This window comes from Pseudomonas sp. GG8 (genome assembly GCF_052976945.1).
Map to the genome: position 1 here is coordinate 4,109,236 of NZ_JBRIIP010000001.1, position 25,392 is coordinate 4,134,627.

The following is a 25,392-nucleotide window of genomic DNA, read 5'->3' on the forward strand; positions in this document are numbered from 1 at the left end:
GAAATTATTGGATTCACCACCGCAGGAAGGTCCTTCAGCCCTTATTCGCAGACAAGTCAGCTCCTACCTGGGCCCGGCTTGCTGCGCGACAGTCCTATCAAACAATCGATAACCATCTGAAATAGCACATTATTCGTAGGAGCTGACTTGTCTGCGAATAAGCCCGGCCCGGGCTTCCGTCAGGTTTGGGTTTGACCCTGCAGCCATGATCACCTGCTGGCGGGTGTTGGATCGAGGTGCGGCAGGTGGTCCGCGCTGGATGGTCTTCGCAGACAAGTCAGCTCCCACGAGAATCGAGACCTCGTTTGCTGCGCGAGCCTTAGTCCGGTAAATCCAGCGCCATGCCACCGGGGTGTTGTTTGATTTCGCTGTAAGGCACCACCGACCACTCCGGACTTTCGCAGGCGCGCATCACGCGGGCGAAGGATGGGCCGAAATACAGGCCGCCGGGTTTGAAGTACCAGGCCGGGAAGCTCCAGATGCTCGGATCGCTATAGTTGCAGTCTTCGTCTTTTGTCGCCGGTTTTTTCATTTTTTCCGGGGCGGAGATTTTTAGCTGACTCACGATCCAGGGCGCGAACTGTTTGTTGCGGTAATTAGAGAAGGTGTCAAAACTCACGCTGGATGTGCCTTTCCCGTTAGCCTCCTCTCGATCATCGTAATGGAAGGCTTTGCCTTTACCGATCCAGAGCACGTCTTCCATCGATAGCGATTTACCCGTGTTCACATCGACACTGATTGGCGAGTCGCCGAAGTCCGGATGTGCACCGCCACAGTTATAGCGAGTGAAGATATTCACGCTGACGATGCCGGGCGACAGCAGCTCGGGAGTGACTGTTTGCTGAAAGTCCGCGCCGAAGCGGCTGCCCTGGAGCAGGCAGGCGTGGTAACTGACCACTTCATTCCACAGACGGGCGCGCAGTTGTTGATTGATGCGATCACGCTGCTCCGGTGTGTAGCCCGAGGTAATCTCGAACAATGAGAGTCTGGATTCCGGTTCCGTCCACCATTGCAGGGTGTAGCCCATGAAGGTCTGCATCCTGTCCGGCTTTAGCGGCAAGCCTTGCAGGCGCAGGTAATCATAGGGCGACTGTTGATAGATCGTCTGCCAACCCGCCTCAACACCTTTGGACGGTGGCGGTACTTGTGTTTCGGTCAGTTTAACCGTGAGGGTTTTACCCCCAGGCCCCCTCCATTCACCTTGCCAGTCTGATTGTGCCCCTTGATGCAGGAGCAGCTCGGGGAGAGCGTTACCACTGTTATCGTCCAGGCCCTCCTCGAGGGTGAGCTCCTTCCCGCTCAAGACGCCGCTGAGCGGCAAGTCGTTGTGGTGTTTCTCGTAGAAGTACCGACCGCTGACCACCATCGGATCGCTCAGATCCAGCTCCAGCACAATCGGCATATTGCCCAGTGTGCCGGTGAAGACGTGCAGGGATTCACTGGCGTGAAGGGTGAATGGCAGGAATGCACAGAGGAGAAAGGCGTACGCAGGACCGGAGCTGAACAATCCTTTGGTCATGAGGCAATCCTTTAGCAAAGGGATAGACGATCCACGAACTCTAGATACAAAGCTCATTTCGTGCCCGAACAATCGCAAAAGGGGCTGACTCATTGATCATCAATGAGCCGCCCCTTTTACCCTCGTTTCGAACAAGATCAAACCTTCCTGGCGTAGTTGGTTGCACCAAACCAGTCGACCAGCACGACCGTTTCGTTGCCAACGACCCAGGCATCATGGCCTTGGGGTAACGAGGTGATGTCTCCTGGCCCGGCGATAAACTCTGTACCGTCATCCATGCGAATGGCGATTCTGCCCGTGACGTGGTACTGGAAGTGCGGCGCCTGGCAGCTGGCTGTTTTGGCCAGAGGCTTGATGTCATTTGACCAGCGCCAACCGGGTTCGAAGGTATATCGGCCCACTTCTGCGTCACCGATTTTGAGGATTTCAGCTTTGCCGTGACCAAACTCGCGGACTTCATCGGGTTTGGAGAAGGACTTGTGTTCGGTTTTTTGCTCGTGAGTGTGCATGACAGGGTTCCTTGATCGAGTGACTGGATAACCCCAAGCCCCGGAGCCTATGTTCTGGCAGCTACAAGGCTTAGGGTTCGCCCCCAATAAAGTACCTAATCAGTTTAGTACCGAATTCTGCCCCCCCCATTGATTGATCTTCCGACCGGTGACGTTCGGTTGGCATTGGCTGACGTGCGTTTGGCGATCGGCGTCGGTTGAATGCGTTCATCCGCGTGCACCCAGGCTTACCAGCAGACTTTCGGGTGTTTGTTCAGCAAAAATCACACTCAGTGGTTTGCCCAGAGTCAACTTGCCGTAAAGCTGCTCCTCACGATCCAGATAGCGTTGCTGCACGTCTCTATAGCCTTCCGGATAAATGCTCTGCTCTACCGGCAGCAAAGCGTCGAAATGTTCAAGCAGGCCTTTAAAGACCACCCTTCGCTCAACCGTTTCATGGGTTGTCGCGATCAAGCGGGCGAAAAACTGGCCATCGAAGGTCCTGAGTTCCTCACTTGCGGCATAACGCTCAGCAAGGTTATAGGGGCCCAAATCGTCATAAACGATACAGCACAGCGGAGCCCTTGGCAGGTCGGCGAAAGGGTTCTCGCCAGACGCTCGACGCTGGTGGCAACCCAGTGCAAATTCCAGCGCTTTTTCAGCCAGCATCAGCCGCGTTGGATCAGAGCTTTCAGGCAGTATTTGAAGGTAGGGCGCCTGCCGCCCCTGCTCAGCCACCTGGATGGAAAAAGCGGCCAAAATACCTCGCGGACCCACGATTCTTCCTTGCAGGTCCTGCAGTTCAGGTTTCGACAACCTCGCCTGCCGTGCGGCCAACTGCGAACAGTCCATTGGCAAACACTCATCGATATTGCAGAAGTCGATCCATTGCGGGGTATGGACGATTGCATCAGCCGCGGTCATGGAAAAATTCACGAGTGTTACTCCACTTGTTATTAACGAAGACATCCTGCTTTTGTATTTTTTTTTTGCACTCACTCATTACCCCACTACTGCCGGCCAGCAATGAAACGCCTCAGCCCCTGCGAGTAGATGAGTCAATGCGTGTTCAATACCCGCCACTATCGTTAGCCGACAACGTGAGTATTAACGTTTATTCAAGACAGCCGAACGCCCGTCAAGACAAACGCAATCCAGACAATAAACTGACAACTAATATTGACGACCGCTAATAGCAGCGAGCAGTGCTCAGATCGGCACAACGGCCCATACGGACTCAGAGATTAGTATTATGAACACACTGACTTCACACACAATCCTACAGATGTAGGGGGTCATGTTTATTTTGAATTTTTCTGGACATATACTCCACCATCAACGCAGCGCGGGTCTTGACTCCATTTTTTTTCAGCAGAGACGAGACATGATCACGAGCGGTATAGCCACTGATACCAAGGGCCTCAGCGATTTGCTTGTTGGTTTTACCGCGCAGCAGAAGGGACAGGACATCACGTTCTCTCCGTGTTACCCGCATAGGTTTCGAGCCTTTTATTATTGAGCATCTGACACACACAGACAGAAAGCTTGTTGCTGCCTCCTTTCCTGACCTTAAACAGTAAGTCGGCACATCGACCCATTTATTTAGAATGTTTTCACGCAAATAAATATCAGGCATATTTTTATGATTGTTCGCTACAGCACTAGGCACTTAAAGAATATTCCTACAATAAAACAGGACCTAGCACGTAGGCCAGATACTAAAGCCGCACATAAAATCCGCGCAAAAAAATCCTCATCGATCATTTACCTATTCAGGCAAATGATCGATGCACGAAAGCATTTCGACATCAGTTGTATAGACAGGCAGAATAAACTTCAAGAATGATAATTACAATCATCTGTTACAAATAACGCTGTAACAAAACAGTACTTCCATTGTCGAACATAGCGGTTTGACGAGGCATGGCACAGACCAGCACGCCGAGCTGACGGGGGTCAGACTGGCGACGTGCTGATTATTGCGGAGACCGTCAGGCCTGCATTTGTTTGAAGGCCACTTCGGCACGTCTGCCGATTTGTTCGGGCGTCAGGTCTTCCTTGTGGGTAGCGATGAACCACAAGTGCCCAAAAGGATCTCTCACAGCGCCAGAACGGTCACCGTAAAACTGATCCTTGACCTCACTCACGACCGTGGCCCCGGCGTCGACGGCGCGCTTGAATTGCGTGTCGACGTCGGGCACATACAGGTACATGCCAAATGAAGTTTTACTCATCGGATCGGCGCTGTTGAACCCGCCCTGATCACATGGATCGGCGAGCATCAGCCTGGAATCGCCGATCTGAATGTCGGCGTGCCCGACTTTACCGTCCGGGTTGTTGAGGTGGAAATTCTCAGTGGCGCCAAATGCCTTTTTGTAAAACTCGATGGCCTTGGCTGCATCTTTGACGCCCATGTACACGGTCAGGCTATGGAAGCCCTCCGGGATTGCTTTGACGCTCATGTCCATTCTCCTTTTTACGAAGATAGGTACGGCTTACAAAGACAGGTACGCCGGTTGGTCAACTGAAGACCAGGTCCGTTCGTTGCGGCAGATCAAACGCAGTTGGCCGTCCTTAAGGCGGGCCTGTCGTTCGAGGCGGTTTCTGCCCCACGACGTCGCTGCTCACTGCTGCTTTATTCTATGACGCATTCGGTTGCCTCGAAAGGTCCTCAGCGTGCGGCTCTTACCGCCATGACACCATCAACCTCGACGCCGCGCTGCAGGCCGAAAAAAGTCGCCGTCAGCACACCCACGCCCCCCATGATTGCGCAATAGCCTACGCATACCCAAGGGCTCCACGGCATTAGCGCGATCAATATCAACGGCGTGGTGCTGGCCCAGAGTGCGTAGGCGATGTTGTAGGTGAACGAAATACCCGACACACGGATATGCGCCGGGAACAGCCCGACCATCACCGACGGCACCACACCGACGATGCCGCAGGACAACCCCGCGATGGCATAGGCAAGACCGGGTGAGAGCCAGCCGCCGATCAGGCTGGCATACAACAACGCGATCCCCAGCGGCAACAGCAGGCTGTACAGCACCACGCCGCGCCAGGCGCCAAAACGATCCACTACCAGACCGGCCAGGACGCAGCCAATGTTCAGAAAAACAATCCCCAGTGCGCTCAGGGCGAACGTGTGGCTGGCGGTCATGCCGAATCGTTGCTGCATCACTGTCGGGGTGATCACCACCAGCACCACGACTGCAGAGGTCAGCACGCATGTCAGCAACGCCGCTGGTAATAATGCCTGGCGATGTTCGCGCAGCACCGCTCGCAACGGAAACTCGGGCTGGGCTTCACGCTGTGCCTGCAGGGCCATGAACACCGGGGTTTCGCTCAACCAGCGCCGAAGCCAGACACCCACCACGCCAAACACACCGCCCAGCAGAAACGGAATGCGCCAGGCGTAATCGAGAATTTCCGCAGGGCTGAACACCTGCGCCAGCCAGGTCGCCGTCAGCGCGCCCAGCAAATAGCCAAACGTCAGCCCGGCTTGTAGCACGCCCAACGCATAGCCACGATGACCTCTGGGCGCATGCTCGGCGACGAACACCCAGGCGCTCGGGACCTCTCCACCCACTGCGGCGCCTTGCAGGATACGCAGGGCCAACAGAATCAGCGGCGCCCAGTAACCTATCTGGGCATAGGTCGGCATCACCCCGATCAGCAGGCACGGGAGTGCCATCAACAAAATGCTCAGGCTGAACACGCGCTTGCGGCCCAATCGGTCAGCGAAGTGCGCCATCAGGATGCCGCCCAGCGGCCGAGCCAGATAACCGGTGACGAAAATGCCGAAGCTTTGCAGCAAGCGCAGCCATTCAGGCATGTCTGGCGGAAAAAACAGCTGACTCAAGGTCAGCGCGAAGAACACAAAGATGATGAAGTCATAGATTTCCAGCGCCCCACCGAGCGCCGCAAGGCCCAAGGTTGTGTAGTCAACCCGGGACAGCGGCTGGAGGCGTGGTCGAATAATGGCTGTCATGAGCAATCCAAAACGTGAAGTGATTAAGGCTCGACCGTCACGACAGGTCGCTCCATTGAAACTGTCACGCGACGCTTTTCGCCCGGACGCTGGACGCGAAGCATAGCAAAGCGCACTTGATTGGCAGCACATACACGGCGCAAATGATGGCGCCGTCCCAGGAAGGCCCGGCGCGTCAAGCCATTCGCGGCCACCAAGATGTCCCCGACACAGGAGTCTACATGCTCGATTGCGCTCTCTGATGGGCACCCATATCAGAAAACGCACTTCTATAGAGCATAAAAACGACACTTAAATAGGGTAAACCGCCAAAAAACGACTGATATGCCTGCATTTTTTGTGAAAACCGCACTTATTACAGGGAATGGCTCGGTCCTTGCCTGTTCACCCGTATCTTTGATGCCGTTGTTTAAGGAGTCCGGCATGACCCTGCACAGTGATTCAATGCAGCTATCCACCGCTGAAAAGCATTGGCTGCCCTGGTTCGGCAAGACAGGAAAACTGGCCATGAGGCGCTCCTGTCGTATGAACAAGTCCATTTACTCTGTGATCGAAGGCACGTTCGAATCGATCGCCGAAACCCGCGTCAAATTGCTCCAGCATTGGGCTCAAGAGTATTGGGAACACTTGAGCGAACTGAGCACCAACGTCGCACGCGACCTTACCCGGATCGATGCCTCGGTACTGGTGGAGAAGCTCAGCCAGGCGTCGGACTTTTCCGAGCTCTTTGTCGTCGATATTCAGGGCGAGGTGCTTGCCTCGACATGGCCAGCGCATTGCAACGCCAAGGATCTGGACCCTCGTGCGCTGGCAGAAGGCCTGAAAAAGCCATTCTTGCACGGTCCATACAGCGATCCGCTGACCTTGAAAATTGGTCCGTCGTCCTCACGCTTCCATGACGAAGTTACCCTGATGTTCTATCAGCCGCTCTTGCTCGATGGCAAAGTGCTGGGCTGCCTGTGCGGGCGGGTACCCAACGATGTGCTTGGGGATTTGATCCAGCGCGAAGCCGGGCATATCTACCCTGAGTCTGGCGATAACTACCTGTTCATGGTCAAGGCCGGCTTCGACCGCGCCCTGCAACCCGGCATCGCACTGTCACGCTCGCGCTTCGAAGACAACGCATTTACCCACGGGGAAAACCTCAAGACCGGCGTGCACACCGCTTGGGGCTCGGTGAAGATCCAGCGTCACACCGAGCTCGAATTGCGTTTTATCGATCCTGCCACTCAACAATTGCACCCCGGCGTGCGCGAAACCATTCGCACCGGCTCCAACCTGTTCGTCACCTATCCCGGCTATTCCGACTACCGGCACATCCCGGTGATTGGCAAGGGCGTGACCTTCCAGCTGCCCGGCTCGGCGGATCACTGGGGCATGATGTGTGAGGCCGACCTGGAGGAAGTCTATCGGCGTCGTTCTCTGAGCTACGGCCTGATGAAACCCTATCTGGCAACCATGGGTGGCCTGTTCACCTGCAATTATCTGGTCCAGCATTACAGCGGCCTGGGTCAGTTGCAGATCGACGGCATCGAGATATTCAGCATGGCGATCACCGCCCTGCTGTTCTCATCATTCGGGCCTAAACGCCTGGCGGTGCGCCTGAGCGACATGACGCAAGTGATCCGCACCATCGCCGAGGGCGAAGGCAACCTGCGTCAGCGCCTTGATACCGAGAAGATGGCCAACGACGAAACCGGTGACATGGGCCGCTGGATCAACAGTTTCATCGACAATCTGGATGCGGTGGTCGGTCAGGTGATCCACGCCTCCAAAAGCATGGGCAAGACTAATGCACTGATGCTCGGCAGCAGCCAGGAAGCCGGTTTTACCTCCACCGAAGTGGCTGAAGCGGTAAACCGCATGATGCTGATCGTCGAGGGGCAACTGAGTGAAATCAACCAGGCGTCATTGACGGCCGAGCAGATGAAGCAGGCCATGGACGACGTGGTTCGACGTGCCCGCGAGCAGTTTGAGGCGGTCCGCGTGGGCACCCAGTCGATTCGCGACGTGGTCGAGCGCTCGGCTTCCAGTGTGCAGTTGCTCGACAGCCGAATGTCGCAGATCAGCCAGATCGTCGGCCTGATCACCAACATCACCAATCAGACCAACCTGCTGGCGCTCAATGCCGCCATCGAAGCCGCTCGCGCCGGTGAACACGGTCGTGGTTTTGCGGTAGTCGCCGATGAAGTACGCAGCCTGGCAATCCGTACCGCCAGTGCCGCCGATGACATTAAACACATGGTCGAGGGGCTGCAAAGCGAAACCCAACAAGCCGTGGCCTTCATGGAGAGCGGCGTGCAGGACGTCGACAACCACCTGCGAACCACCGAAGACGCTTCATCGGAAAACGCTCAGCTGCACCATGAGGTTGAAAGCATGATCAGCATCATCCAGCAGCTCAGCGACCGCAGCCTGGATTATGGCAAGACCATCAAGCGCGTGGACCTGGCCTCAGGCGAGATGCGCCAGACCGTAGTTGTGTTGCAAAGCAGCGCGGAAACCGTACGCCTGAATGCCAACAAACTGCAAAAGCTGGTGGGCCAGTTTGAAGTCAGCAGCGGGCGGGAGAGAAGCGCTTTGGCTTCGTAGATATACGGCCTCACTGATGCTTCGACAAGGACGTCGTCCCCTCAGTTACCGCCCAGGCGTAACTGCCGACTCTGGCAGCACCTTCTCCATGTACAGACTGCGCAAGATGATGCCGCTGGGATGAACGTATTCCTCGTCCCTCATCGCGATAAACCCGGCCGCCTGATAGAACGCAACAGCATTCAGCGAGGAAAACAGATATACGCGCCTGAATGCGTGTTGCAACGCCAGTGCTTCGATGCCCTGCAGCAAGTGTTTGCCGATGCCTTTTCCGCTGTGGTCCGGGTCGACGAAGATGGCATCGACTTCGCCGGTTTGCAGGTCGAGGATCGCATAGCCCCGCAGTTGGCCGTCCTCTTCGGCGATCAACGCGCCTTGGCTGGCAATCAGTCGGAGGTACGTCTCTGGCGCGGTCGTCGCACTCCAGATATCGATCTGTGCCGGCGAGTAATGGCCCGCGCAACTGACCCGCACCGCGCGGGTTCTGAGCGCCCACAGGCGCGGTATATCGTCGATGAATGCCGGTTTGAGTTCGATCATTGCCTTGTTCACACACCCTGTCGAGAAGTTGTTCAACTGCGTTTGGCTCGACGTGCGGCCGCTTGCCCTTGCACGGAAAGATCCCTGTCACCGTCGTCATGGCACAACGGTATTTCCAGCGAACCGGAGACAATTAAGCCTGAATTAAGTCTGAGTGGTTACTCTGGACTCAACCAAACAGTTGAACCCAAAGGAAAATCCAATGAAAACCTTGAATGCCATGTTCGCCATCCTCGCCCTGACGGGTGTCGCGGGCCTCGCACAGGCGGATATCGGGCCCGATGAAATCGTTCGCCTGCACAAGGCTGGCACCGTAATGGACTTCGAAGTGTTGAACAAAGCAGCGCTGGTCAAACACCCTGGCGCAACCCTGCACAGTACCGAACTGGAAAACTCCTACGGTCGCTACATCTACCAAACCGAAATGCTCGACGCTAAAGGCGTCAAATGGGATGTAGACCTGGACGCCAAGACGGGTGAAGTACTGAAAGACAAGCAAGATACCTGAGTGAGCATCATTGTTGCCCGGCCAACTTTCGAATTGCGGACGAATCAACGTCTCTGCCGCCAGCGCCCCTATAAACAGATTGTGGTTCCAAGGCTTGAAGCGATTGGAATCGTAGAACGCCATGCCGCTGATGGCTGGGGACTTTTCCCATACATGGCTGGGCGCCACGGTGCCTTCGACGGTTTTGCCCTTGGCCTCCGGCGCTCTGCCGTCAGGGAAGATATGCACGACCTTGCCTTGCAGCTTGTCCAGATCCTGAGCCGTCGGGCGGTTGTTGTTTTCGCCCAAGGTGATGAACAGATAGCCATCGCGGTCGAAGACCATGCGCGAGCCGAAGTGATTACCCGTCGACAGTTTCGGTTCCTGACGGAAAATCACGTTGAAGTTCTCCAGCCCGCTCATGTCGAGGGAGAGCCGGCCACGACCTACAGTCGTGCCGCCAGCAGGCTGAACAAGGCACTGGCACAGAGTGTCGCGATCAATGTTTCCGTCGCACGCAGTTCAATTCAGGTCCCCGCGCTGGATTTTCGTGGCGCCCCCGGACGGTTGCTGGCGGTTCGGATAGCCATTGCGGATGCCACCGTTCTCTAGAGTGGGGGGGCGCGGATTGGGGACCGTGTTTGGCCCGCGTACCGGAGGAGTACTGGATTCCGTGCCTTGCCGACTATTGGGATTGGCGCGACGGATAGGGCTGTTATAGGGGTTATTTTTGCTGTTCTCGAGCATACCCGGTGAACTGGCACCCGCGAGCATCAGGTCACGATCCATAGGGGCTGAAGCGGTTTGGGAGTGGGCCATGCTGGTCATGCCCATCCCCAGAAACCCACTCAGCGTCAGTGTTGCAATACTGCGCACTAGACTATTCATCGCTTACCTTCTGTTCGAAACGGTCACGACACAGACGTTTGATAACCGTTGCGTCTCTAGGTTCGTCCTCAAACTGCAAACAGATCAACCTATGCGGGAATCAGTGTGTAACAACAATAGTCTGCGCCACTGCACGGCTCCTATTCCAGTGGCAAAGCGTTCCTGTCATGCGCCGATTTGACTGAATGCGGTTACAGTGATCGGCACGGATTCTGATCCTGTCAGCCCGAGATGAAGGAGTGGTGGCAATCATGGAAAAAACAGCCGAACAAGAGGTCACAGGCCCACAGTTTTGGCGCGATGAATACCTGCCATTCATCGAAGCCCGGTCGATTCAGGATGGGCGGCAGATCTGCTATGACCGACACGCCCATGAAACTTTTTCCATCGGCGCGGTTACAGGCGGGCGCAGCACGTACCTGAACGGGCGCTCGCAGGAGCGCATCGGAGCCGGAGTGGTAGTGCTCATGAACCCAGACGATGTTCATGCCTGCAATCCGCTGGATGATCATCCGTGGTCTTATCGAATGATGTACGTGGATGTTGCTTGGCTGACGCGCCTTCAACATGAACTGGGCTTTAGCGAAAATCAGGACTTCAGAGCGTTTTCGGCGATCATGAGCACGGAGCCTGCGCTATATGACGGGCTCAATCGCCTGTATGCGATGCTCATCGACGCCCAAACCGATACGTTGCATAAGCACACTGCCGTTATCGAGTTTTTCACCCATGTACAGCAGACACTCAACCCTGCTCCGGCCTTGGCCAAAGATGCCAACTTCAAACTTAAACGTGCTGCGGACTTCATCAGCGAGCACTGCACGCGATCATTGAGTCTGGAAGAAATCTGCGCGTCGGCTGACTTGTCGGCCTCCTACCTGATCCGCGCGTTCAAGCAGCACTACGGCATGACGCCACATGCATACCTGATAAACCGCCGCCTGCAATTTGGCCGCGCACAGCTCAAACGGGGTCATCGGATTGCGGATGTCGCCCTTGAGGCGGGCTTTGCCGATCAGGCGCATTTTCAGCGGGCATTCAAGCGCTTCCATGCCGCCACGCCACGCCAATACCGAGGCTGACGGGGGTCAAGCGACCAGCAGGTACACGGCGCTGCCGGCCAACAACAATGCCATCGCACGATTAAACACACGAACCCGCGCCGGCACCTGTAGATAGCTGCGCAGGCAGGTGCCCGCATAAGCCCAGCAGGCAATCGAGCCGTAGCAAACCACGAAGTACACCCCCGCAAACTGCCAGATCAACAGGTCTGCGCCATTGGCCGCATACGCTCCCATGCCTGCCAGCGATGCCAGCCACGCCTTGGGATTGAGCCACTGCATCGCTGCCCCGTATAAAAATGACGGGCCCTTGACCTGCTTCCCGGCGCCCAACGTGCCGTTATCCACCGCTAGCTTGTAAGCCAGGAACAACAGAAAAGCCACGCCCGCCCACTGGATGACCTGGGTCAGGAACGGCCAATGGCTAGACAGTTCATGCAACCCCAACCCAATCATCAACAGCAACACCGTGAAGCCCACAGTCGCACCACTCACATGCGGCAGACTGGCACGAAAGCCGAACTGCGCACCGGAACTCAATGCCACTATGTTCACTGGCCCTGGCGAAATAGAAGACGCCAACGCGAACGCGGCCATGGATATAAGCATGCTCATTTAATACCTTCATTTTTTACGGCGTTTTTTGAGATAGCCGTACGAAGGTAAAGACTGAGCGCCCTCGGTTATTGAACAAAATAACCCTGTGTCGCGATCAATACGGCAGCTGAGCGCGGGCTTGCCTGCGAAAAGGCACTTTTTCAGAGAGCCATGACACTCACTTGCCTATGTTTTTTATCTAATGCATGGCGGGCTTATTCGCCGATGTCTTCGTTCCACAACTCAGGCTTGCTGGCGATAAAGCCGCGCATCAACTCGATGCAGGTGTGATCCTGGACCACATCGACCTCCACGCCTCTGGAGCGCAACAATGCTTCCTCACCCATGAACGTCTGATTTTCGCCCACCACGATTTTTTGAATGCCATACAGCAGGATCGCGCCGCTGCACATCGCACACGGCGACAACGTGGTGTAAAGCACGGACTCTTTATACGTGCGCGCCGGTAAACGACCCGCGTTTTCGAACGCGTCCATTTCCCCGTGCTTGATCGCACTGCCCTCCTGTACTCGCCGATTGTGCCCACGGCCAATGATCTGGCCCTTGTGCACAATCACCGAACCAATCGGAATCCCGCCCTCGGCCAACCCCAGTTGAGCCTCTTCAATCGCCGCTTGCATGAATGGGTCCATGATTCCCCCTGCTGTTGACCAGATAAAAAGAACAGATCCGACCACCGCGGCTCACCGACAGTTTGCCGGTGCGTGATGGTCTGAACGCTAATGACTGACGGTGTCCTGCGCATCAAGCAGTGCTTTGGAGACGAAGGTCTCAAGCAGTTCGTCAGACTTTGCTTTCATGCTCATTCCGACATCCTTCTGTCTGGCGCGGAATTTATTGGCCAGCGCAGACGAAGGGCTTCCTTCATTCAGCTCGCGCAGTTCGTCAGGAGTGAAGGACTCCGCATAAGCGGCGGCCATGTTGCTGTTCCACTGCTCCTGGTAACGCGGCTGAAGGTGCTGCAACGCATCCTGGACCGTGGTTTGCGCCTGGGTCTTGCCCACCTTCTGCACAAGGGTTGCAAAGGCCACGGTGCGCGAGGCGACCTGATAACCGAGCCAGGCAAGGCTGTCGCCCAAGTGGCGCTGCTGAACGAATGCCAGCGCGACATCATTGCCCTGTCCGGCCAGCGCACTGCGCGGGCCTGCCAGCAACACAAGGATCAGCAACCCAAGGATCACATTGCATGCCGTCTGCGAAAACGATGTGCGGTATTTCGTCATGTCGCCCTCTTGGCAACAGCACTGGGTGAGTTCCAGTCCGGCAGCGTCATCCGATAGATCTTGACCCCGCGCCGATGGTATTGGCTGTGGATGAACGTGTTGAAGCCTAGCTTCTCAATCACATTCACCGACGCGATATTTTCCGGCTCGACAATCGCGATCACCGAATCGATGCTCAGCGTTTCGAACGCGTAAGTCAGGGTGGCCATGGCCGCCTCCGTCGCCAAACCCTTGCCCCAGAAAGCACGGCCCAACCGATAGCCGATTTCCACTTCCTCGGCACCTTCCACGGGTTCGGCATTCAGACCGCAGAATCCGACAAACGCCGATGAACACTTCTCGACCACCGCCCACGGACCGAAGTCATTGGCCTGATATGAAAAAAAACACCCGGCCACGAACTCACGCGTCGCCTTCTCGGTCAACACACCCCTGACCGAATGCCGCATAACCTGTGCATCACCCAAAATCAACGCGAGGGCGGGCACATCCTCGGCCGTCAACTCGCGGATAATCAGTCTGTCGGTTTCTAAATGCAGTCCTGTCCTGCCCATTTGTGCCTCGTTGTCGCACGCATGGGGTGGATTTACGCACATCATCCAGCCCTTATGCGAGCGCTTCGCACCGAGCCGGGTGCGACGCGACCTAATGGCTGAGCGTCTGGTTGAAGGCGTCGACGGGGAAATCGACTTTAGGGAAGAGTCGCAGATAAAAACGGAGCCTGATAAGGCTCCGCAGGATTGGATCAATGACCAAAAGCACCGGCATCGGATTTTTTGGCTTTTTTATCAGCGCGTTTTTCATCGAGGGTTTTAGCCGGTTTCTTCTTCGCGGCTTTCTTTGATTCCATGCCTTTGCTCATGATGCGCTCTCCACTGTGAGTGATCTTGCCTCAGTTATACACCTAATCGGATGCCACACTGGTACCGATTGCCGCGCGCTATGATGCGCTGCCCGTAAGGCCGTCTTTATAGATTAGGCCTTCTTTGATTTGTTGCCGCCGTGCTATCGAGCCTCATGTCCGCCACTCAGTTCTACGTGTTGTCCGAGCTGTCCAGACCACTGCTGGACAAGTTCTATCGAGCACACAAGTCACCGATGCGTGCTGGCAAAGACGCGCAATTGTGGGTGGCGAAACAGACTGAAATCATCGGGGCAATGTGCCTGACGCCGGTCGCCAACGGGCATTGGCTGACCGGTTTGTTCGTCGCCCCCTTATTGCGCGGCCAAGCCATCGCCAGTCGCTTGCTCGGCGAAGCCTTGACGCACACTCGCGGACCGGTCTGGTTGTTTTGCCATCCGGAGTTGTTGGCTTTTTATCAGCGCGCAGGGTTCGAAGCGATATCTGTCTTGCCAGAACCGTTGTCAGATCGATTCGAGCGCTACACTCGCACCAAGGCCTTGATAGCGATGAGCCGATCAAACCTCCAGCCATAGAACCTTTAGTTCAGTGGCATGCGCAAAAATGTGTGATCGCAGGGGGTAAATCTGCGTGGTAGCCTCCGAGCTGGATGGGCTCGAGTCGGGCCTGGACGACAAGGACTGGTAATGAAACGTCAGCTTATCGCTTACTCCCTCACCACCCTGCTCGGGACCGCTCTGGTCCAGGCCGCCGAAAACCCTGCAACCACACACCCTGAAACACTGCCCGCGCTTGCTTTCGCCGTCACGGCAGAGCAGTTTTCCAGGGTGTTATCGGGGGCATGGAGATCACCGGAAAATCGTGCAAGGGATCAATATCGTCATCCGCAACAAACCCTGCAATTCTTCGGTGTGCGCCCCAATCAGACCCTGATTGAAATTACCCCCGGCAACGGCTGGTACAGCGAGCTGCTGGCGCCGTTGCTCAAGGACGAAGGTCATTACATTGCAGCTGTACAGACACCTGCCAGCGGCGATTATTACCGTAAGGCCGCCGACAGCCTGAAACAGAAGTTCGCCGCCGATCCAGCGCGCTATGGCAAGGCGCAGATCATTGAGTTCGACCCGCAAGCACCGGTCTTCGGCAAACCGGCGTCTGCGGATACTGTGCTGACGTTCCGTAATGTGCATAACTGGGTGATGGCTGACGACGCGCCAGCGATGTTCAAGGCGTTTTACGCGGTACTGAAACCGGGCGGTACCTTGGGTGTGGTCGATCATCGGGCCAAAGAAGGAGCCTCACTGGAGGCCATCAAACAGAGCGGCTATCTGCCCACCACGTACGTGGTCAAGCTGGCCACCGAAGCCGGGTTCACCCTAGCGGACGAAAGCGAAATCAACGCCAACCCAGCAGATACCAAGGACTACCCACAAGGGGTATGGACCCTGCCACCGTCCTTGAGATTGGGAGAACAGGACCGGGCCAGGTACCTGGAAATTGGCGAGTCGGACCGAATGACTCTGCGCTTCATCAAGCCGGTCCAGATCGCCCACTAAACATTCGCCTACCCGCAGACTCACTCGTCCGCGTCGGGGTCCATGTCCGGAAACAGCACTTCAGTGTAACCAAACTTACTGAAGTCGCTGATCCGCGAGGGGTACAACCGGCCGATCAGGTGATCACATTCATGCTGCACTACGCGGGCATGAAAGCCATGAGCAATGCGCTGAATCGGGTTGCCATCCGGATCGAAACCTTCGTAACGAATATGCTCGTAACGCTCCACAGCGCCGCGTAAACCCGGTACTGACAGACACCCTTCCCAGTCCTCTTCCAGGAATGGGCTGAGGGGTGTGATCAACGGATTGAGCAGAATGGTTTGCGGCACGGCATCCGCTTCCGGGTAACGCTCGCTGTGCTCGAAACCGAAGATCACCAATTGCAGATCGATACCAATTTGCGGTGCCGCCAGACCTACTCCGCCGACGCTGTCCATGGTCTCGAACATGTCTGCAATCAAGGCCTCAAGTTCCGGCGTACCGAACAGGGCTTCAGGTACCGGGGGCGCGATTCGCAGCAAGCGCTCGTCGCCCATTTTCAGAATTTCTCGAATCATAAAAAGCCTTATAGGTCAGCCAAGGGCACAATCGTGCCACATCATGCTCATGATTCGTCAGCCTTCACAGGCATCGGGATGGAATGATCACGCCCGAGCCCGGAGATGTGATGCTTGTCATCAGGCTGATGGCTAGCGCCGAATGCTTTGTCCCCCGGATTCTTGCCCTCGGCGGACATGTGTTCGATCACCGCATTCATTTCCGCGCCGAGCAACAGCACCGCCGCCGAAATATAGAAATACAGCAACAGCACAATGATCGCGCCGATGCTGCCGTACATGGCGTTGTAATCGGCAAACGTTTTCACGTAATAACCAAAGCCCAGAGAGGCCACAATCCAAACCACCACGGCCAGGACCGAACCGGGAGTAATGAAGCGAAACTTCTGCTCCACATCAGGCATGACGTAGTAAATCAACGCCACCGCCACCATCAACAACATGATGATCAAGGGCCAACGCAGGACGGTCCACAAGGTGACGATAAAGTCCTCCATGCCGATCTGCCCGGCCAGCCAGTTCATCACTTGCGGTCCGGTGACCATGAACGCAGCGGCGGCCAGCAACATTCCGGCAATACCCACGGTGTAGAGAATCGACAGAGGGAAACGCTTCCAGATTGGCCGCCCTTCCACCACATCGTAGGCGGCGTTCATGGCACTCATCATCAAGCGCACACCCGCCGAGGCGGTCCATAGCGCGATAACGATACCGACCGACAGCAACCCGCCCTTGGACTGCTGCAACTGATCAATCACTGGATTAACCTGCTCAAGCGCCTGTGGCGGCAACACCAGTTCCGATTGCAGGCGCAGCCAGGAGAAAAAGTCCGGCAGGTGCAGAAAGCCGATCAGGGCGATGAGAAACAACAGAAACGGAAAAAGCGAAAACAGCATTTGATACGCTAATGCCGACGCATAGGTCGACATTTCATCATTAATGAACTCGTTGACGGTATGCACCATCACCTTACCCAATGGAAGCTGGCGCAACTCCGGAAAAATCATCGTATCTCCTTACCCTACAACTCAAGCCGACTTCATTGATCGATAGGTGGGCGCTTCAACTGCTCAGCCTTTCTGTCCACAGGCAGGCGTTCTACCTTAAGGTAGCCCAATTGGCGACGCCAAAGAGGTATCAATCCTTTTCCGGTTATTCGGCCCATTACTCAAGCCCTGTAAACAGCGTGATCAGATAGAGCAACGGCCATCAAAAGATGACCGTTGCGATTCACTGCTAGCTCACTTACATACTCAGATTTTATCGACACCCTTTTTCACCGCATCCTTTGCTTTGCCTACGGCTTCCTGGGCTTTACCTTTGATTTCCTGGGCCTTGCCTTCAGTCCTGAGTTTCGGGTTGTCAGTGGCTTTGCCAATGCCTTGCTTGACGTTACCCACTGCTTCGTTGGTCATGCCTTTGATTTTATCGCCACTGCTGCTCATGGTGTTTCTCCAGGGTAGGAAAATAAGCGTCATAACCTCGACATAAGGATTGACCCACCTCCGTCGCGCAGAGTTTCAAAAAATTTCCCAGTCGGTCTTTCCGTTCGTCGCAGACTCAATGCTCTAAAACCCGGCCATTTCACCGCGTAATGCAGGTTTAACTTTAAGTTTGCGCGACAACCCCCGAGAATGCGCAACGCAGTCAGGCTGTGGTGGTCAAGGCCACCGCGCTGTACACACAGATCCACAGGAACGTTATGAAACTCGATAAAAAGCTGGCCATCGCTCGTAGGAACCAGGAACTCGGCGGTGCCGTGCTCGGTGTCAACAACACCCATTTCACGGTGCTGAACACCAACAAGAACATCTGGTGGTTTGACCTGCCCATGAGCCGCCTGAAGATCGGTCAATACGAGTGGGTGCACTTGCTACTGCACACACCGAGCACCGATGAACTGCTGCACTTGAAAGTGCCAACGGTGTATCTGCGCGATCATATGGAAGGCCTGGTGGTCCGCAACAAGGACAAACGCAACTCGAGCCTCAGCCTGGAACTGAGCGCCGACAAGGACTCGTTCCTTAAAGACGTTCGCCCTGCGGGTGCCAATGTGCCGTTCGCGTCCTTCGTGCAGAAATAGGCCCCACGAGACATCCCTGTGAGATTGAGCCGACGGCTTGGGCTTTTTCCTCGAATGGGCCGCGGACCGAACGCACTGCAGGGCCACACCGTGGCCTGTCGGCATTGCGTTCGGAAAGGCTGAGCCTTCAGACCAGCTCGATGCGATCCGCGTGAATAACGATCTGGCCCTGCTTGTACAGCGCACCAATCGCTTTCTTGAAGTTACCTTTGCTGACCCCGAACAAGCCGCTGATCACTTGCGGATCGCTCTTATCGCTGACCGGCAGCACGCCGTTGTTTTCCCGCAACTTGGTGAGGATCTTCGAGTTCAGACTGCTGGCCGCTTCCTCACCCACCGGTTGCAGGCTCAGGCTGATATTGCCGTCCGCGCGAATTTCTTTGATGAAGCCTTTCTCTTCTTTGCCCGGGCGCAAGAATTTGAACACTTCGTTCTTGTGAATCAGGCCCCAATGCTTGTTGTTGATAATGGCCTTGAAGCCCATGTCCGTCGCTTCAGCCACCAGCAAATTGACTTCTTGTCCGACCTTATAATCGGCGGGCGTCTTGTCCAGATAGCGATCCAGCCGGGCGGTAGCGGTGATCCGGCGCGTGTGCTTGTCCAGATAAACGTGGACCACGCAATAATCGCCAGCCTGCAACGAATGCTTTTCTTCGGAGTAAGGCAGCAACAGATCCTTGGACAGGCCCCAATCAAGGAAAATGCCAATGCTGTTCACTTCAAGGACTTTCAAGCTGGCGAACTCACCGACCTGGACCTTGGGTTTCTCAGTGGTGGCAATCAGCTTGTCGTCACTGTCCAGGTAAACGAAGACATTGAGCCAGTCTTCATCTTCGCTGGGAATATCTTTCGGGATATAGCGATTGGGCAGGAGGATTTCGCCGTCCTGAGCGCCGTCCAGATACAAACCAAAGTTAGTGTGTTTTACCACTTGCAAGCTGTTGTAGCGCCCGACTAAAGCCATTTCCAAATACCCTCATTACGTGGGCGGCATTCTACCCGAGTTTGCCATTGTGTTCGCGGCTCCCGCCGACGAGGCGCGAGGCCGATCAGAAAGACTATAACAATCAATGATTTGCTCATAACGCCGAGCGTCCCGCGCCTCCGCTCGTCAGATCAATAGAGGCCCTGGCCCCACCGCTCTATTCCAGGTAAATCCGCTCATGAAATAACTTCTCAGTTAAAACAGTCAGTTGCGGCCAAATACCGTGACAACCTGTCCAACAGGAGAGGCCCAAACCCATGCGTTTCAGAGCTATATTTACCAAGCAATTGTCAAGCATTTCATATACAATTGCTGGCCGTATTGAATTTTACATAGGTTAATGGAAGCCATGCGCGTAAAAGCATCCAACTCGAAACCAAAGGCAGCTCCAGCCGTTGAGACCAGCGACTCGATCAACGCACAGATTGCTACGTTCCTGAAATCTGGCGGTCAGATTCAAGAGATTGCTAAAGGCGTCAGCGGCCAGACTTTCGGCCCGTCCAAGCAAATCACCCTCGGCAAGAAGTAATACCCCCGCCCCAGTTGTCGATCTCTATGCGCTTTGTTTTTCAAGGCGCTAGGGCTATCGATCCTTCGTTGCATGATCTTTTTCTCAAGCGTTGCCTTGCCCTTTGATACAGCTACGTTGCACAGCCGTAGCGGGACAGGCAGGATGATGACCTGACGGTCAGTTCCTTCCGCGGAATCCACTATGAACAAATGGATGCTTTTCTGCGCACTGCTTTGCCTGGGTGGTTGTGCATCACATCGTTGCGACACCTCAACCCGCTTCGACGAACCGTCCAGCGACACCCCCTGTCGCTCAGCGCATCTGCTTTATCAGAACGACATGCTCCAGGCCAAGCTGATGATCAGCGCAGGCGGTAGCGACAATATCGAACTGGCCAAGGCATTGCTCGAGCGCGCGGCCAGCCAGGATAGAAGCGGTGAAGCAGAGTTTTATCAGGCCGTCCTGTTGCTGCGTGCGAACAGCGATAACGCTGAAGCCATCGACCTGCTCGAACTGGCAGCCAAGCGTAATCATCCACTGGCAATCGCCCTGCTCGCCCAGCAACTGGCCAGCAGCGACGCCAAAAAAGCCGAACAGTACCGCGCCGACTATGCCGACCTGGATGTCGCCAAGAGCGGTTACCCGTCGTTCGATCAAGCCCTCCATGTAGCCAACGGCTTGATCACTCCGGCGCTCTAATCTCACAACAATTCGCCCGGATCGACGAACGGTCCGCGTCTTCCGTATTTCGCCGGTATCCTTGCACGGCTCTATTTCGCGGGTTCCGCGTGATCCTGCGCGCAAATCCAGAGGCGCGCGAACGTCACCCCTGACACTCCTTCGCCTTTTTCAGGAGTGAAGCATGTTCACGTACACCTATCGAGCGCTGGCGCTCAGCGCCTTGCTGGTCTGCCAGTCGGCCTCCGCGCAACTGCTGGAGCGCGACCTCGGCGACTTCGACCTCAAGCTCGGTAGCACACCGGCGCGCAGCATGGCGCAAGGCCTGGTGAAGCCTACCGGTGTCGGTTCGTTCCATGGCGGGCTGGACCTGACCCACGACAGTGGCTGGTACGCGGGGCAATGGTCACCCAGCGTGGGCGCCACCTCCAGCGCTGCCCTGGAAGTGGATTCGTACCTGGGCTTCAAGAAACCCTTCGATAAAACCCTGGGCTATGAACTGGGGATGATCCGCTACACCTACCCGGACGCAAGCCAGACCGACAGCCACCAGTTCTACGCCGGACTGACCGTGCTGGGCAGCCGCTTTGGCGCTGCACTGAGCAACGACCCCGGAAACCGCAACAGCACCTTGTTCGTTGACCTGGGCACACTTCAGCCGCTGGGTCTTGGCCTCCGGGTGCAGTACGCCAATCATCAGTTCGATACACCGCAATTGATCAGCGACGGCAGCGCGGTCAGCGCCTTCAATGACTGGTCACTGAATGTCTCGCGCCCCTGGTTTGGGGTCGACCTCAATCTGACTTACAGCGACTCCAGCCTGAGCGGCAACAGCTGCAGTGCTTACACGGGGCATAATACCCAATGCGAGGGAATGTTCACGCTCAAGGCAGTGCGCTCGTTTTTCTGAGGGACTGAACGGCTGTATTCCGGTAAGTGCCATTACAAAGAGCGAGTGCATCGCCCATAAAAAAACCGGCCCCCTTCAAAACACAAAGGGCCGGTTTTTTTGTGGGTTGCTTAACGCTTACTCAGCTGCTGGCGCTTCTGGCTTGCGTTTTTTCAACGGAGCCTTGCCGTCTGCACTGACCAGCGACAACGCGTCGGTTTTTGGCCGGTTGGTTATCTTGCGTTTGGTCGGCGCCTTCGCGCTGCCTTTCTTGTCGGTTTTCTTGTCGCCGGTCTTTTTCTTCTTCACGCCGACAGCCTTGCCCGACGCCTTGACCTTTTTCGGTCCGCCGTAGGTGCCTTTGACTTCCTTGATCACACGACGCTCGAAGCTCTGCTTCAAATAGCGCTCGACGCTGGACATCAAGTTCCAGTCGCCATGGCAGATCAGCGAAATCGCCAGACCTTCGCCACCGGCACGGCCAGTACGACCAATACGGTGCACGTAGTCATCGCCGCTGCGTGGCATATCGAAGTTGATCACCATGTCCAGACCTTCAACGTCCAGACCACGGGCCGCCACATCAGTGGCTACCAGGATCTTCACGCCGCCCTGCTTCAGTCGGTCGATGGCCAGCTTGCGATCTTTCTGGTCCTTGTCGCCGTGCAGAACAAATGCCTTGTACTCCAGCGCGACCAAACGACCATAAAGGCGGTCGGCCATGGCGCGGGTGTTGGTGAAGATAATAGCTTTTTGATACGTCTCGTTGGCCAACAGCCAATGGACAATCTTCTCTTTATGGCTGTTGTGGTCGGCAGTGATGATCTGCTGACGCGTACCCGCAGCCAGCTCACTCACGCTATTGACTTGCAGGTGCTGTGGATCCGTCAGGATCTTGCTGATCATTTCGCGCAGGCCGGCACCGCCGGTGGTTGCCGAGAACAGCAGGGTTTGCTCGCGATTCTTGCACTCGCCGGCCAGACGTTCGACGTCTTCGGCAAAACCCATGTCGAGCATGCGGTCGGCTTCATCAAGCACCAGCACTTCAACCTGCGACAGGTCCAGGTTACCGGCGTTGAGTTGCTCCAGCAGGCGCCCAGGGGTGCCGATCAGGATGTCCGGAACCTTGCGCAACATGGCAGCCTGGACCTTGAAGTCCTCACCGCCAGTGATCAGGCCGGATTTAATGAACGTGAACTGGGAGAACCGCTCGACTTCCTTGAGGGTCTGCTGCGCCAGTTCGCGGGTCGGCAGCAGAATCACTGCGCGAATGTCGACGCGAACCTTGGACGGGCCCATCAGGCGATTGAGGATTGGCAGCACGAAAGCCGCAGTTTTGCCGCTGCCGGTTTGGGCAGTCACCCGCAGGTCATGCCCTTCCAGCGCCAGCGGGATGGCTGCTGCTTGCACAGGCGTAGGCTCGACAAATTTAAGCTCGGCCACGGCTTTAAGCAGGCGTTCGTGCAGGGCGAATTGGGAAAACACGGGTGCTACCTCGACGAAAAACAAAAAAACAGTCGCATAGCCTAACGGTTTCGAGCGCCGAGGCCGAGTTTCTTTACGACATAAGGGCTATTTCTTTAATAAAAGGTGAGTTTTTTGTTACTCGATTTGCACACGACGGACGATCAGGGGGCAGGAATGTTCTAATTGCTGACCCTAATGACAGGACTATCACTCGCGCCCATGGACATTCAAACGGTATGGCTACGCACCCAGGAACTCTGGGGCATGCTCGATCAACACCCTGTATTGCATGCTGGTTTGGGGTTGGTACTGCTGTTGGTTGTCGCGCTCGCGCTAGGCCGAGTGGCGCGTTTCGTTATCCTGCACATGGCCAAATTACTGGGCCGACAACCGGCTATGCACTGGATTGTCGATTTACTGCACAACAAGCTTTTTCATCGGCTGGCGCAGATGGTGCCCTCTCTGGTCATCCAGTTCGGCCTGAACCTGGTGCCGGAACTGAGCAATGCCAGCAAGCACTTCCTCGGTAATGTGGCGCTGGCGTTCACCATCCTGTTCCAGGTGCTGGCCCTGGGCGCCCTGCTCAATGCCCTGCTGGATATCTACGCCCGCACCGATCACGCCCGCACCCGCTCGATTAAAGGCTACGTGCAACTGGCGAAGATGATTCTGTACATTTTTGGCGCAATCATTATCGTCGCGACGCTGATAGACCGGTCGCCGCTGCTGCTGTTGTCGGGTCTGGGCGCAATGTCGGCAGTGATTCTGTTGGTCTACAAAGACACCCTGCTGTCATTCGTCGCCAGCGTGCAGTTGACCAGCAACGACATGCTGCGGGTCGGCGACTGGATCGAAATGCCGCAAGTCGGTGCCGACGGTGATGTGGTCGACATCACGCTGCACACGGTCAAAGTGCAGAACTTTGATAAAACCATCGTCTCGATTCCGACTTGGCGAATGATGTCCGAGTCGTTCAAAAACTGGCGCGGCATGCAGCAATCCGGCGGACGCCGGATCAAACGCAGCCTGTTCATTGATGCCAGCGGCGTGCGTTTCGTGCGCGATGACGAAGAGCTCAAACTCACCCAGATCCATCTGCTGACTGATTACATCGGCCGTAAACAGGCCGAACTGAAGAGCTGGAACGAAGCCCAAGGCAACGTCGCAGCACTGTCCGCCAACCGTCGACGCATGACCAATATCGGTACATTCCGCGCCTATGCGCTGGCTTATCTGCACAGCCACCCGGATATCCAGCCGGACATGACCTGCATGGTCCGGCAGATGCAGGCCACCGCACAGGGCATCCCCCTGGAAATCTACTGCTTCACTCTGACCACCGCCTGGGCCGACTACGAGCGAATTCAGGGCGACATCTTCGATTACCTGCTGGCGGTGATGCCAGAGTTTGGCCTGAGCCTGTATCAACAGCCCAGCGGTATGGATTTTCGGGCTGGATGGACAGGCAACGCTAAATCAGCCGATTAGCAACGGCACCCTGGCGCCTGGCGCCCCATCGACTGATCCACACCGACCCCACGATGACCATCCCGCCCACGAACAACCGGCCCAGGTTTTCGTGCTGATTCCACAGCAACAGGTTGATCAGCAACCCCACCGGCACGTGCAGGTTGTTCATGACCGCCAGGGTGCCGCCGTTGACCAGGCACGCGCCTTTGTTCCACCAGTACATGCCCAGCGCTGTAGAGCACAGCCCCAGGAATAACAACACGATCCATTGTTGGGGAGCTTCGGGCAAATGCTGCGTATTACCAAACAACAGGAACGCCGGCAAGGCGACGGCCAGTGCCCCCAGGTAGAAATAGCCGAACCTGCGGTAATGAGGCAGATCACTCGGGTAGCGTGCCACCAGATGCTTGTACAACACTTGCCCGGCGGCGTAGGTGAAGTTGGCCACCTGCAACAACAGAAAACCGCCGAAGAAGTCAGAGTCGATCCCGTCGTAGCGAATGACTCCGGCGCCCAGTACAGCGACCAACGCCACCAACAAGGCCCAAGGGTTGAAACGGCGATTCAGTGCGTCTTCGATCAGGGTTACGTGCAACGGCGTGAGAATGGTGAATAACAGCACTTCGGGCACGGTCAGCACGCGAAAGCTCAAGTACAGGCACACGTAGGTGACCCCGAACTGCAAGGCGCCAATCAGTAGCATGCCGCGCATGAAGCCGGGTTCGACCTGACGCCAGCGTGTCAGCGGAATAAACACTAACCCGGCCAAGACCACCCGAATCAGCACCGCGAAGTAGCTGTCAACGTGCCCTGCCAGGTACACGCCAATCAGGTTGAACGAAAACGCCTGAATCAGCGTCACGAATAATAGATAGCCCATGCTCGTCCCTTTTCAGTGGCGGCGACCTTAGCGTTTCGGGATCA

Annotated in this window: 27 protein-coding genes and 2 pseudogenes; 10 read left to right on the top strand and 19 right to left on the bottom strand. The window is 56.0% G+C overall.

Annotated features, from left to right (window positions below; translation table 11 throughout):
* Nucleotides 1-319: 319 nt before the first annotated feature.
* From ACVBEG_RS19790 to ACVBEG_RS19815, 6 genes and pseudogenes are all read right to left on the bottom strand, one after another.
* Entirely contained in the window at nt 320-1,519 is a 1,200-nt protein-coding gene (locus tag ACVBEG_RS19790) for a hypothetical protein (protein ID WP_322181162.1), read from the bottom strand.
* A 137-nt stretch (nt 1,520-1,656) separates the two neighbouring features.
* Complete coding sequence (locus tag ACVBEG_RS19795) at nt 1,657-2,028, bottom strand: cupin domain-containing protein (protein ID WP_322181164.1); 372 nt, start codon at nt 2,026-2,028, stop codon at nt 1,657-1,659.
* Between the two features lie 207 nt (nt 2,029-2,235).
* On the bottom strand, nt 2,236-2,931 hold the full coding sequence (locus ACVBEG_RS19800; protein WP_323566145.1) for a hypothetical protein: 696 nt from the start codon (nt 2,929-2,931) through the stop codon (nt 2,236-2,238).
* Nucleotides 2,932-3,257: 326 nt separating this feature from the next.
* Nucleotides 3,258-3,502: pseudogene (locus tag ACVBEG_RS19805) on the bottom strand (LuxR C-terminal-related transcriptional regulator).
* A 496-nt stretch (nt 3,503-3,998) separates the two neighbouring features.
* Nucleotides 3,999-4,469 (bottom strand): VOC family protein, encoded by a 471-nt coding sequence (locus ACVBEG_RS19810; RefSeq protein WP_322181168.1) that lies wholly within the window; start codon nt 4,467-4,469, stop codon nt 3,999-4,001.
* Between the two features lie 209 nt (nt 4,470-4,678).
* Nucleotides 4,679-5,998 (bottom strand): MFS transporter, encoded by a 1,320-nt coding sequence (locus tag ACVBEG_RS19815; protein WP_322181170.1) that lies wholly within the window; start codon nt 5,996-5,998, stop codon nt 4,679-4,681.
* A gap of 1,938 nt (nt 5,999-7,936) precedes the next feature.
* On the opposite strand from ACVBEG_RS19815, the gene ACVBEG_RS19820 reads away from it, so the two are divergent.
* Nucleotides 7,937-8,590, top strand: coding sequence for a methyl-accepting chemotaxis protein (locus tag ACVBEG_RS19820; protein ID WP_407074617.1), 654 nt, complete (start codon nt 7,937-7,939; stop codon nt 8,588-8,590).
* Nucleotides 8,591-8,635: 45 nt separating this feature from the next.
* On the opposite strand, the gene ACVBEG_RS19825 is transcribed toward ACVBEG_RS19820, so the two are convergent.
* Nucleotides 8,636-9,130, bottom strand: a complete 495-nt coding sequence (locus tag ACVBEG_RS19825) for a GNAT family N-acetyltransferase (RefSeq protein WP_322181174.1) — start codon at nt 9,128-9,130, stop codon at nt 8,636-8,638.
* Between the two features lie 202 nt (nt 9,131-9,332).
* Between ACVBEG_RS19825 and ACVBEG_RS19830 the strand changes: the two genes are divergently transcribed.
* Complete coding sequence (locus tag ACVBEG_RS19830; RefSeq protein WP_322181176.1) at nt 9,333-9,638, top strand: PepSY domain-containing protein; 306 nt, start codon at nt 9,333-9,335, stop codon at nt 9,636-9,638.
* On the opposite strand, the pseudogene ACVBEG_RS19835 reads toward ACVBEG_RS19830, so the two are convergent.
* A pseudogene (locus ACVBEG_RS19835) lies at nt 9,624-10,076 on the bottom strand (PQQ-dependent sugar dehydrogenase); the annotation flags it as partial. The gene ACVBEG_RS19830 and the pseudogene ACVBEG_RS19835 overlap by 15 nt on opposite strands.
* 63 nt (nt 10,077-10,139) lie before the next feature.
* Complete coding sequence (locus tag ACVBEG_RS19840; protein ID WP_416152004.1) at nt 10,140-10,505, bottom strand: hypothetical protein; 366 nt, start codon at nt 10,503-10,505, stop codon at nt 10,140-10,142.
* Nucleotides 10,506-10,756: 251 nt separating this feature from the next.
* Between ACVBEG_RS19840 and ACVBEG_RS19845 the strand changes: the two genes are divergently transcribed.
* Nucleotides 10,757-11,587, top strand: coding sequence for an AraC family transcriptional regulator (locus ACVBEG_RS19845; protein WP_322181179.1), 831 nt, complete (start codon nt 10,757-10,759; stop codon nt 11,585-11,587).
* A gap of 6 nt (nt 11,588-11,593) precedes the next feature.
* Here the strand turns inward: ACVBEG_RS19845 and ACVBEG_RS19850 are convergent, their stop codons facing one another.
* From ACVBEG_RS19850 to ACVBEG_RS19865, 4 genes are all read right to left on the bottom strand, one after another.
* A complete protein-coding gene (locus ACVBEG_RS19850; RefSeq protein WP_322181181.1) occupies nt 11,594-12,181 on the bottom strand; it encodes a LysE family translocator in 588 nt (195 codons plus the stop codon).
* 197 nt (nt 12,182-12,378) lie between these two features.
* Nucleotides 12,379-12,816: a nucleoside deaminase gene (locus ACVBEG_RS19855; RefSeq protein ID WP_219064643.1), complete on the bottom strand. Its 438-nt coding sequence runs from the start codon at nt 12,814-12,816 to the stop codon at nt 12,379-12,381.
* Nucleotides 12,817-12,903: 87 nt separating this feature from the next.
* The gene (locus tag ACVBEG_RS19860) at nt 12,904-13,407 is read right to left on the bottom strand and encodes a hypothetical protein (RefSeq protein ID WP_322181183.1); all 504 of its coding nucleotides are present in this window, start codon (nt 13,405-13,407) and stop codon (nt 12,904-12,906) included.
* Complete coding sequence (locus tag ACVBEG_RS19865; protein ID WP_322181185.1) at nt 13,404-13,961, bottom strand: GNAT family N-acetyltransferase; 558 nt, start codon at nt 13,959-13,961, stop codon at nt 13,404-13,406. The genes ACVBEG_RS19860 and ACVBEG_RS19865 overlap by 4 nt, the downstream gene beginning before the upstream one ends.
* Nucleotides 13,962-14,424: 463 nt before the next feature.
* On the opposite strand from ACVBEG_RS19865, the gene ACVBEG_RS19870 reads away from it, so the two are divergent.
* On the top strand, nt 14,425-14,844 hold the full coding sequence (locus tag ACVBEG_RS19870; protein ID WP_322181187.1) for a GNAT family N-acetyltransferase: 420 nt from the start codon (nt 14,425-14,427) through the stop codon (nt 14,842-14,844).
* 111 nt (nt 14,845-14,955) lie between these two features.
* Nucleotides 14,956-15,825 (top strand): class I SAM-dependent methyltransferase, encoded by an 870-nt coding sequence (locus tag ACVBEG_RS19875; RefSeq protein WP_322181189.1) that lies wholly within the window; start codon nt 14,956-14,958, stop codon nt 15,823-15,825.
* Nucleotides 15,826-15,845: 20 nt separating this feature from the next.
* Here the strand turns inward: ACVBEG_RS19875 and def are convergent, their stop codons facing one another.
* The 3 genes from def to ACVBEG_RS19890 form a co-directional block, all read right to left on the bottom strand.
* Nucleotides 15,846-16,385: a peptide deformylase gene (def, locus tag ACVBEG_RS19880; RefSeq protein WP_219064638.1), complete on the bottom strand. Its 540-nt coding sequence runs from the start codon at nt 16,383-16,385 to the stop codon at nt 15,846-15,848.
* 47 nt (nt 16,386-16,432) lie between these two features.
* Entirely contained in the window at nt 16,433-17,392 is a 960-nt protein-coding gene (locus ACVBEG_RS19885; protein WP_322181192.1) for a YihY/virulence factor BrkB family protein, read from the bottom strand.
* Nucleotides 17,393-17,638: 246 nt separating this feature from the next.
* Entirely contained in the window at nt 17,639-17,830 is a 192-nt protein-coding gene (locus ACVBEG_RS19890) for a CsbD family protein (RefSeq protein ID WP_322181194.1), read from the bottom strand.
* Nucleotides 17,831-18,087: 257 nt separating this feature from the next.
* Here ACVBEG_RS19890 and ACVBEG_RS19895 point away from each other — a divergent pair, with 257 nt between their 5' ends.
* Nucleotides 18,088-18,468 (top strand): hypothetical protein, encoded by a 381-nt coding sequence (locus ACVBEG_RS19895; RefSeq protein WP_322181196.1) that lies wholly within the window; start codon nt 18,088-18,090, stop codon nt 18,466-18,468.
* 127 nt (nt 18,469-18,595) lie between these two features.
* Here ACVBEG_RS19895 and ACVBEG_RS19900 read toward each other — a convergent pair whose 3' ends face one another.
* Nucleotides 18,596-19,432 carry a CvfB family protein gene (locus tag ACVBEG_RS19900; RefSeq protein ID WP_219064633.1) on the bottom strand — a complete coding sequence of 279 codons (837 nt, stop codon included), beginning with the start codon at nt 19,430-19,432 and terminating at the stop codon, nt 18,596-18,598.
* Between the two features lie 361 nt (nt 19,433-19,793).
* Between ACVBEG_RS19900 and ACVBEG_RS19905 the strand changes: the two genes are divergently transcribed.
* The 3 genes from ACVBEG_RS19905 to ACVBEG_RS19915 all read left to right on the top strand — a co-directional run bounded on the left by ACVBEG_RS19905 (nt 19,794) and on the right by ACVBEG_RS19915 (nt 21,552).
* On the top strand, nt 19,794-19,982 hold the full coding sequence (locus tag ACVBEG_RS19905) for a hypothetical protein (protein ID WP_219064632.1): 189 nt from the start codon (nt 19,794-19,796) through the stop codon (nt 19,980-19,982).
* 183 nt (nt 19,983-20,165) lie between these two features.
* On the top strand, nt 20,166-20,663 hold the full coding sequence (locus ACVBEG_RS19910) for a hypothetical protein (protein ID WP_322181198.1): 498 nt from the start codon (nt 20,166-20,168) through the stop codon (nt 20,661-20,663).
* Nucleotides 20,664-20,826: 163 nt separating this feature from the next.
* Nucleotides 20,827-21,552, top strand: coding sequence for a TorF family putative porin (locus ACVBEG_RS19915; protein WP_322181200.1), 726 nt, complete (start codon nt 20,827-20,829; stop codon nt 21,550-21,552).
* 117 nt (nt 21,553-21,669) lie between these two features.
* On the opposite strand, the gene ACVBEG_RS19920 is transcribed toward ACVBEG_RS19915, so the two are convergent.
* Nucleotides 21,670-23,016, bottom strand: coding sequence for a DEAD/DEAH box helicase (locus tag ACVBEG_RS19920; protein WP_219064628.1), 1,347 nt, complete (start codon nt 23,014-23,016; stop codon nt 21,670-21,672).
* 201 nt (nt 23,017-23,217) lie between these two features.
* Here ACVBEG_RS19920 and ACVBEG_RS19925 point away from each other — a divergent pair, with 201 nt between their 5' ends.
* Entirely contained in the window at nt 23,218-24,486 is a 1,269-nt protein-coding gene (locus ACVBEG_RS19925; RefSeq protein ID WP_447108233.1) for a mechanosensitive ion channel family protein, read from the top strand.
* Here ACVBEG_RS19925 and ACVBEG_RS19930 read toward each other — a convergent pair.
* On the bottom strand, nt 24,470-25,348 hold the full coding sequence (locus ACVBEG_RS19930) for a carboxylate/amino acid/amine transporter (protein WP_447108234.1): 879 nt from the start codon (nt 25,346-25,348) through the stop codon (nt 24,470-24,472). The genes ACVBEG_RS19925 and ACVBEG_RS19930 overlap by 17 nt on opposite strands.
* Between the last annotated feature and the right edge of the window lie 44 nt (nt 25,349-25,392).

Bases quoted from the DNA above. Each gene is read 5' to 3' on its own strand.
- ACVBEG_RS19825 (WP_322181174.1), bottom strand. From the start codon at position 9,130: ATGATCGAACTCAAACCGGCATTCATCGACGATATACCGCGCCTGTGG.
- ACVBEG_RS19860 (WP_322181183.1), bottom strand. From the start codon at position 13,407: ATGACGAAATACCGCACATCGTTTTCGCAGACGGCATGCAATGTGATC.
- ACVBEG_RS19930 (WP_447108234.1), bottom strand. From the start codon at position 25,348: ATGGGCTATCTATTATTCGTGACGCTGATTCAGGCGTTTTCGTTCAAC.
- ACVBEG_RS19800 (WP_323566145.1), bottom strand. From the start codon at position 2,931: ATGACCGCGGCTGATGCAATCGTCCATACCCCGCAATGGATCGACTTC.
- ACVBEG_RS19830 (WP_322181176.1), top strand. From the start codon at position 9,333: ATGAAAACCTTGAATGCCATGTTCGCCATCCTCGCCCTGACGGGTGTC.
- def (WP_219064638.1), bottom strand. From the start codon at position 16,385: ATGATTCGAGAAATTCTGAAAATGGGCGACGAGCGCTTGCTGCGAATC.
- ACVBEG_RS19885 (WP_322181192.1), bottom strand. From the start codon at position 17,392: ATGATTTTTCCGGAGTTGCGCCAGCTTCCATTGGGTAAGGTGATGGTG.
- ACVBEG_RS19820 (WP_407074617.1), top strand. From the start codon at position 7,937: ATGGACGACGTGGTTCGACGTGCCCGCGAGCAGTTTGAGGCGGTCCGC.
- ACVBEG_RS19870 (WP_322181187.1), top strand. From the start codon at position 14,425: ATGTCCGCCACTCAGTTCTACGTGTTGTCCGAGCTGTCCAGACCACTG.
- ACVBEG_RS19790 (WP_322181162.1), bottom strand. From the start codon at position 1,519: ATGACCAAAGGATTGTTCAGCTCCGGTCCTGCGTACGCCTTTCTCCTC.
- ACVBEG_RS19905 (WP_219064632.1), top strand. From the start codon at position 19,794: ATGGAAGCCATGCGCGTAAAAGCATCCAACTCGAAACCAAAGGCAGCT.
- ACVBEG_RS19795 (WP_322181164.1), bottom strand. From the start codon at position 2,028: ATGCACACTCACGAGCAAAAAACCGAACACAAGTCCTTCTCCAAACCC.
- ACVBEG_RS19895 (WP_322181196.1), top strand. From the start codon at position 18,088: ATGAAACTCGATAAAAAGCTGGCCATCGCTCGTAGGAACCAGGAACTC.
- ACVBEG_RS19810 (WP_322181168.1), bottom strand. From the start codon at position 4,469: ATGAGCGTCAAAGCAATCCCGGAGGGCTTCCATAGCCTGACCGTGTAC.
- ACVBEG_RS19910 (WP_322181198.1), top strand. From the start codon at position 20,166: ATGAACAAATGGATGCTTTTCTGCGCACTGCTTTGCCTGGGTGGTTGT.
- ACVBEG_RS19840 (WP_416152004.1), bottom strand. From the start codon at position 10,505: ATGAATAGTCTAGTGCGCAGTATTGCAACACTGACGCTGAGTGGGTTT.
- ACVBEG_RS19865 (WP_322181185.1), bottom strand. From the start codon at position 13,961: ATGGGCAGGACAGGACTGCATTTAGAAACCGACAGACTGATTATCCGC.
- ACVBEG_RS19890 (WP_322181194.1), bottom strand. From the start codon at position 17,830: ATGAGCAGCAGTGGCGATAAAATCAAAGGCATGACCAACGAAGCAGTG.
- ACVBEG_RS19900 (WP_219064633.1), bottom strand. From the start codon at position 19,432: ATGGCTTTAGTCGGGCGCTACAACAGCTTGCAAGTGGTAAAACACACT.
- ACVBEG_RS19845 (WP_322181179.1), top strand. From the start codon at position 10,757: ATGGAAAAAACAGCCGAACAAGAGGTCACAGGCCCACAGTTTTGGCGC.
- ACVBEG_RS19915 (WP_322181200.1), top strand. From the start codon at position 20,827: ATGTTCACGTACACCTATCGAGCGCTGGCGCTCAGCGCCTTGCTGGTC.
- ACVBEG_RS19875 (WP_322181189.1), top strand. From the start codon at position 14,956: ATGAAACGTCAGCTTATCGCTTACTCCCTCACCACCCTGCTCGGGACC.
- ACVBEG_RS19925 (WP_447108233.1), top strand. From the start codon at position 23,218: ATGGACATTCAAACGGTATGGCTACGCACCCAGGAACTCTGGGGCATG.
- ACVBEG_RS19855 (WP_219064643.1), bottom strand. From the start codon at position 12,816: ATGGACCCATTCATGCAAGCGGCGATTGAAGAGGCTCAACTGGGGTTG.
- ACVBEG_RS19815 (WP_322181170.1), bottom strand. From the start codon at position 5,998: ATGACAGCCATTATTCGACCACGCCTCCAGCCGCTGTCCCGGGTTGAC.
- ACVBEG_RS19850 (WP_322181181.1), bottom strand. From the start codon at position 12,181: ATGAGCATGCTTATATCCATGGCCGCGTTCGCGTTGGCGTCTTCTATT.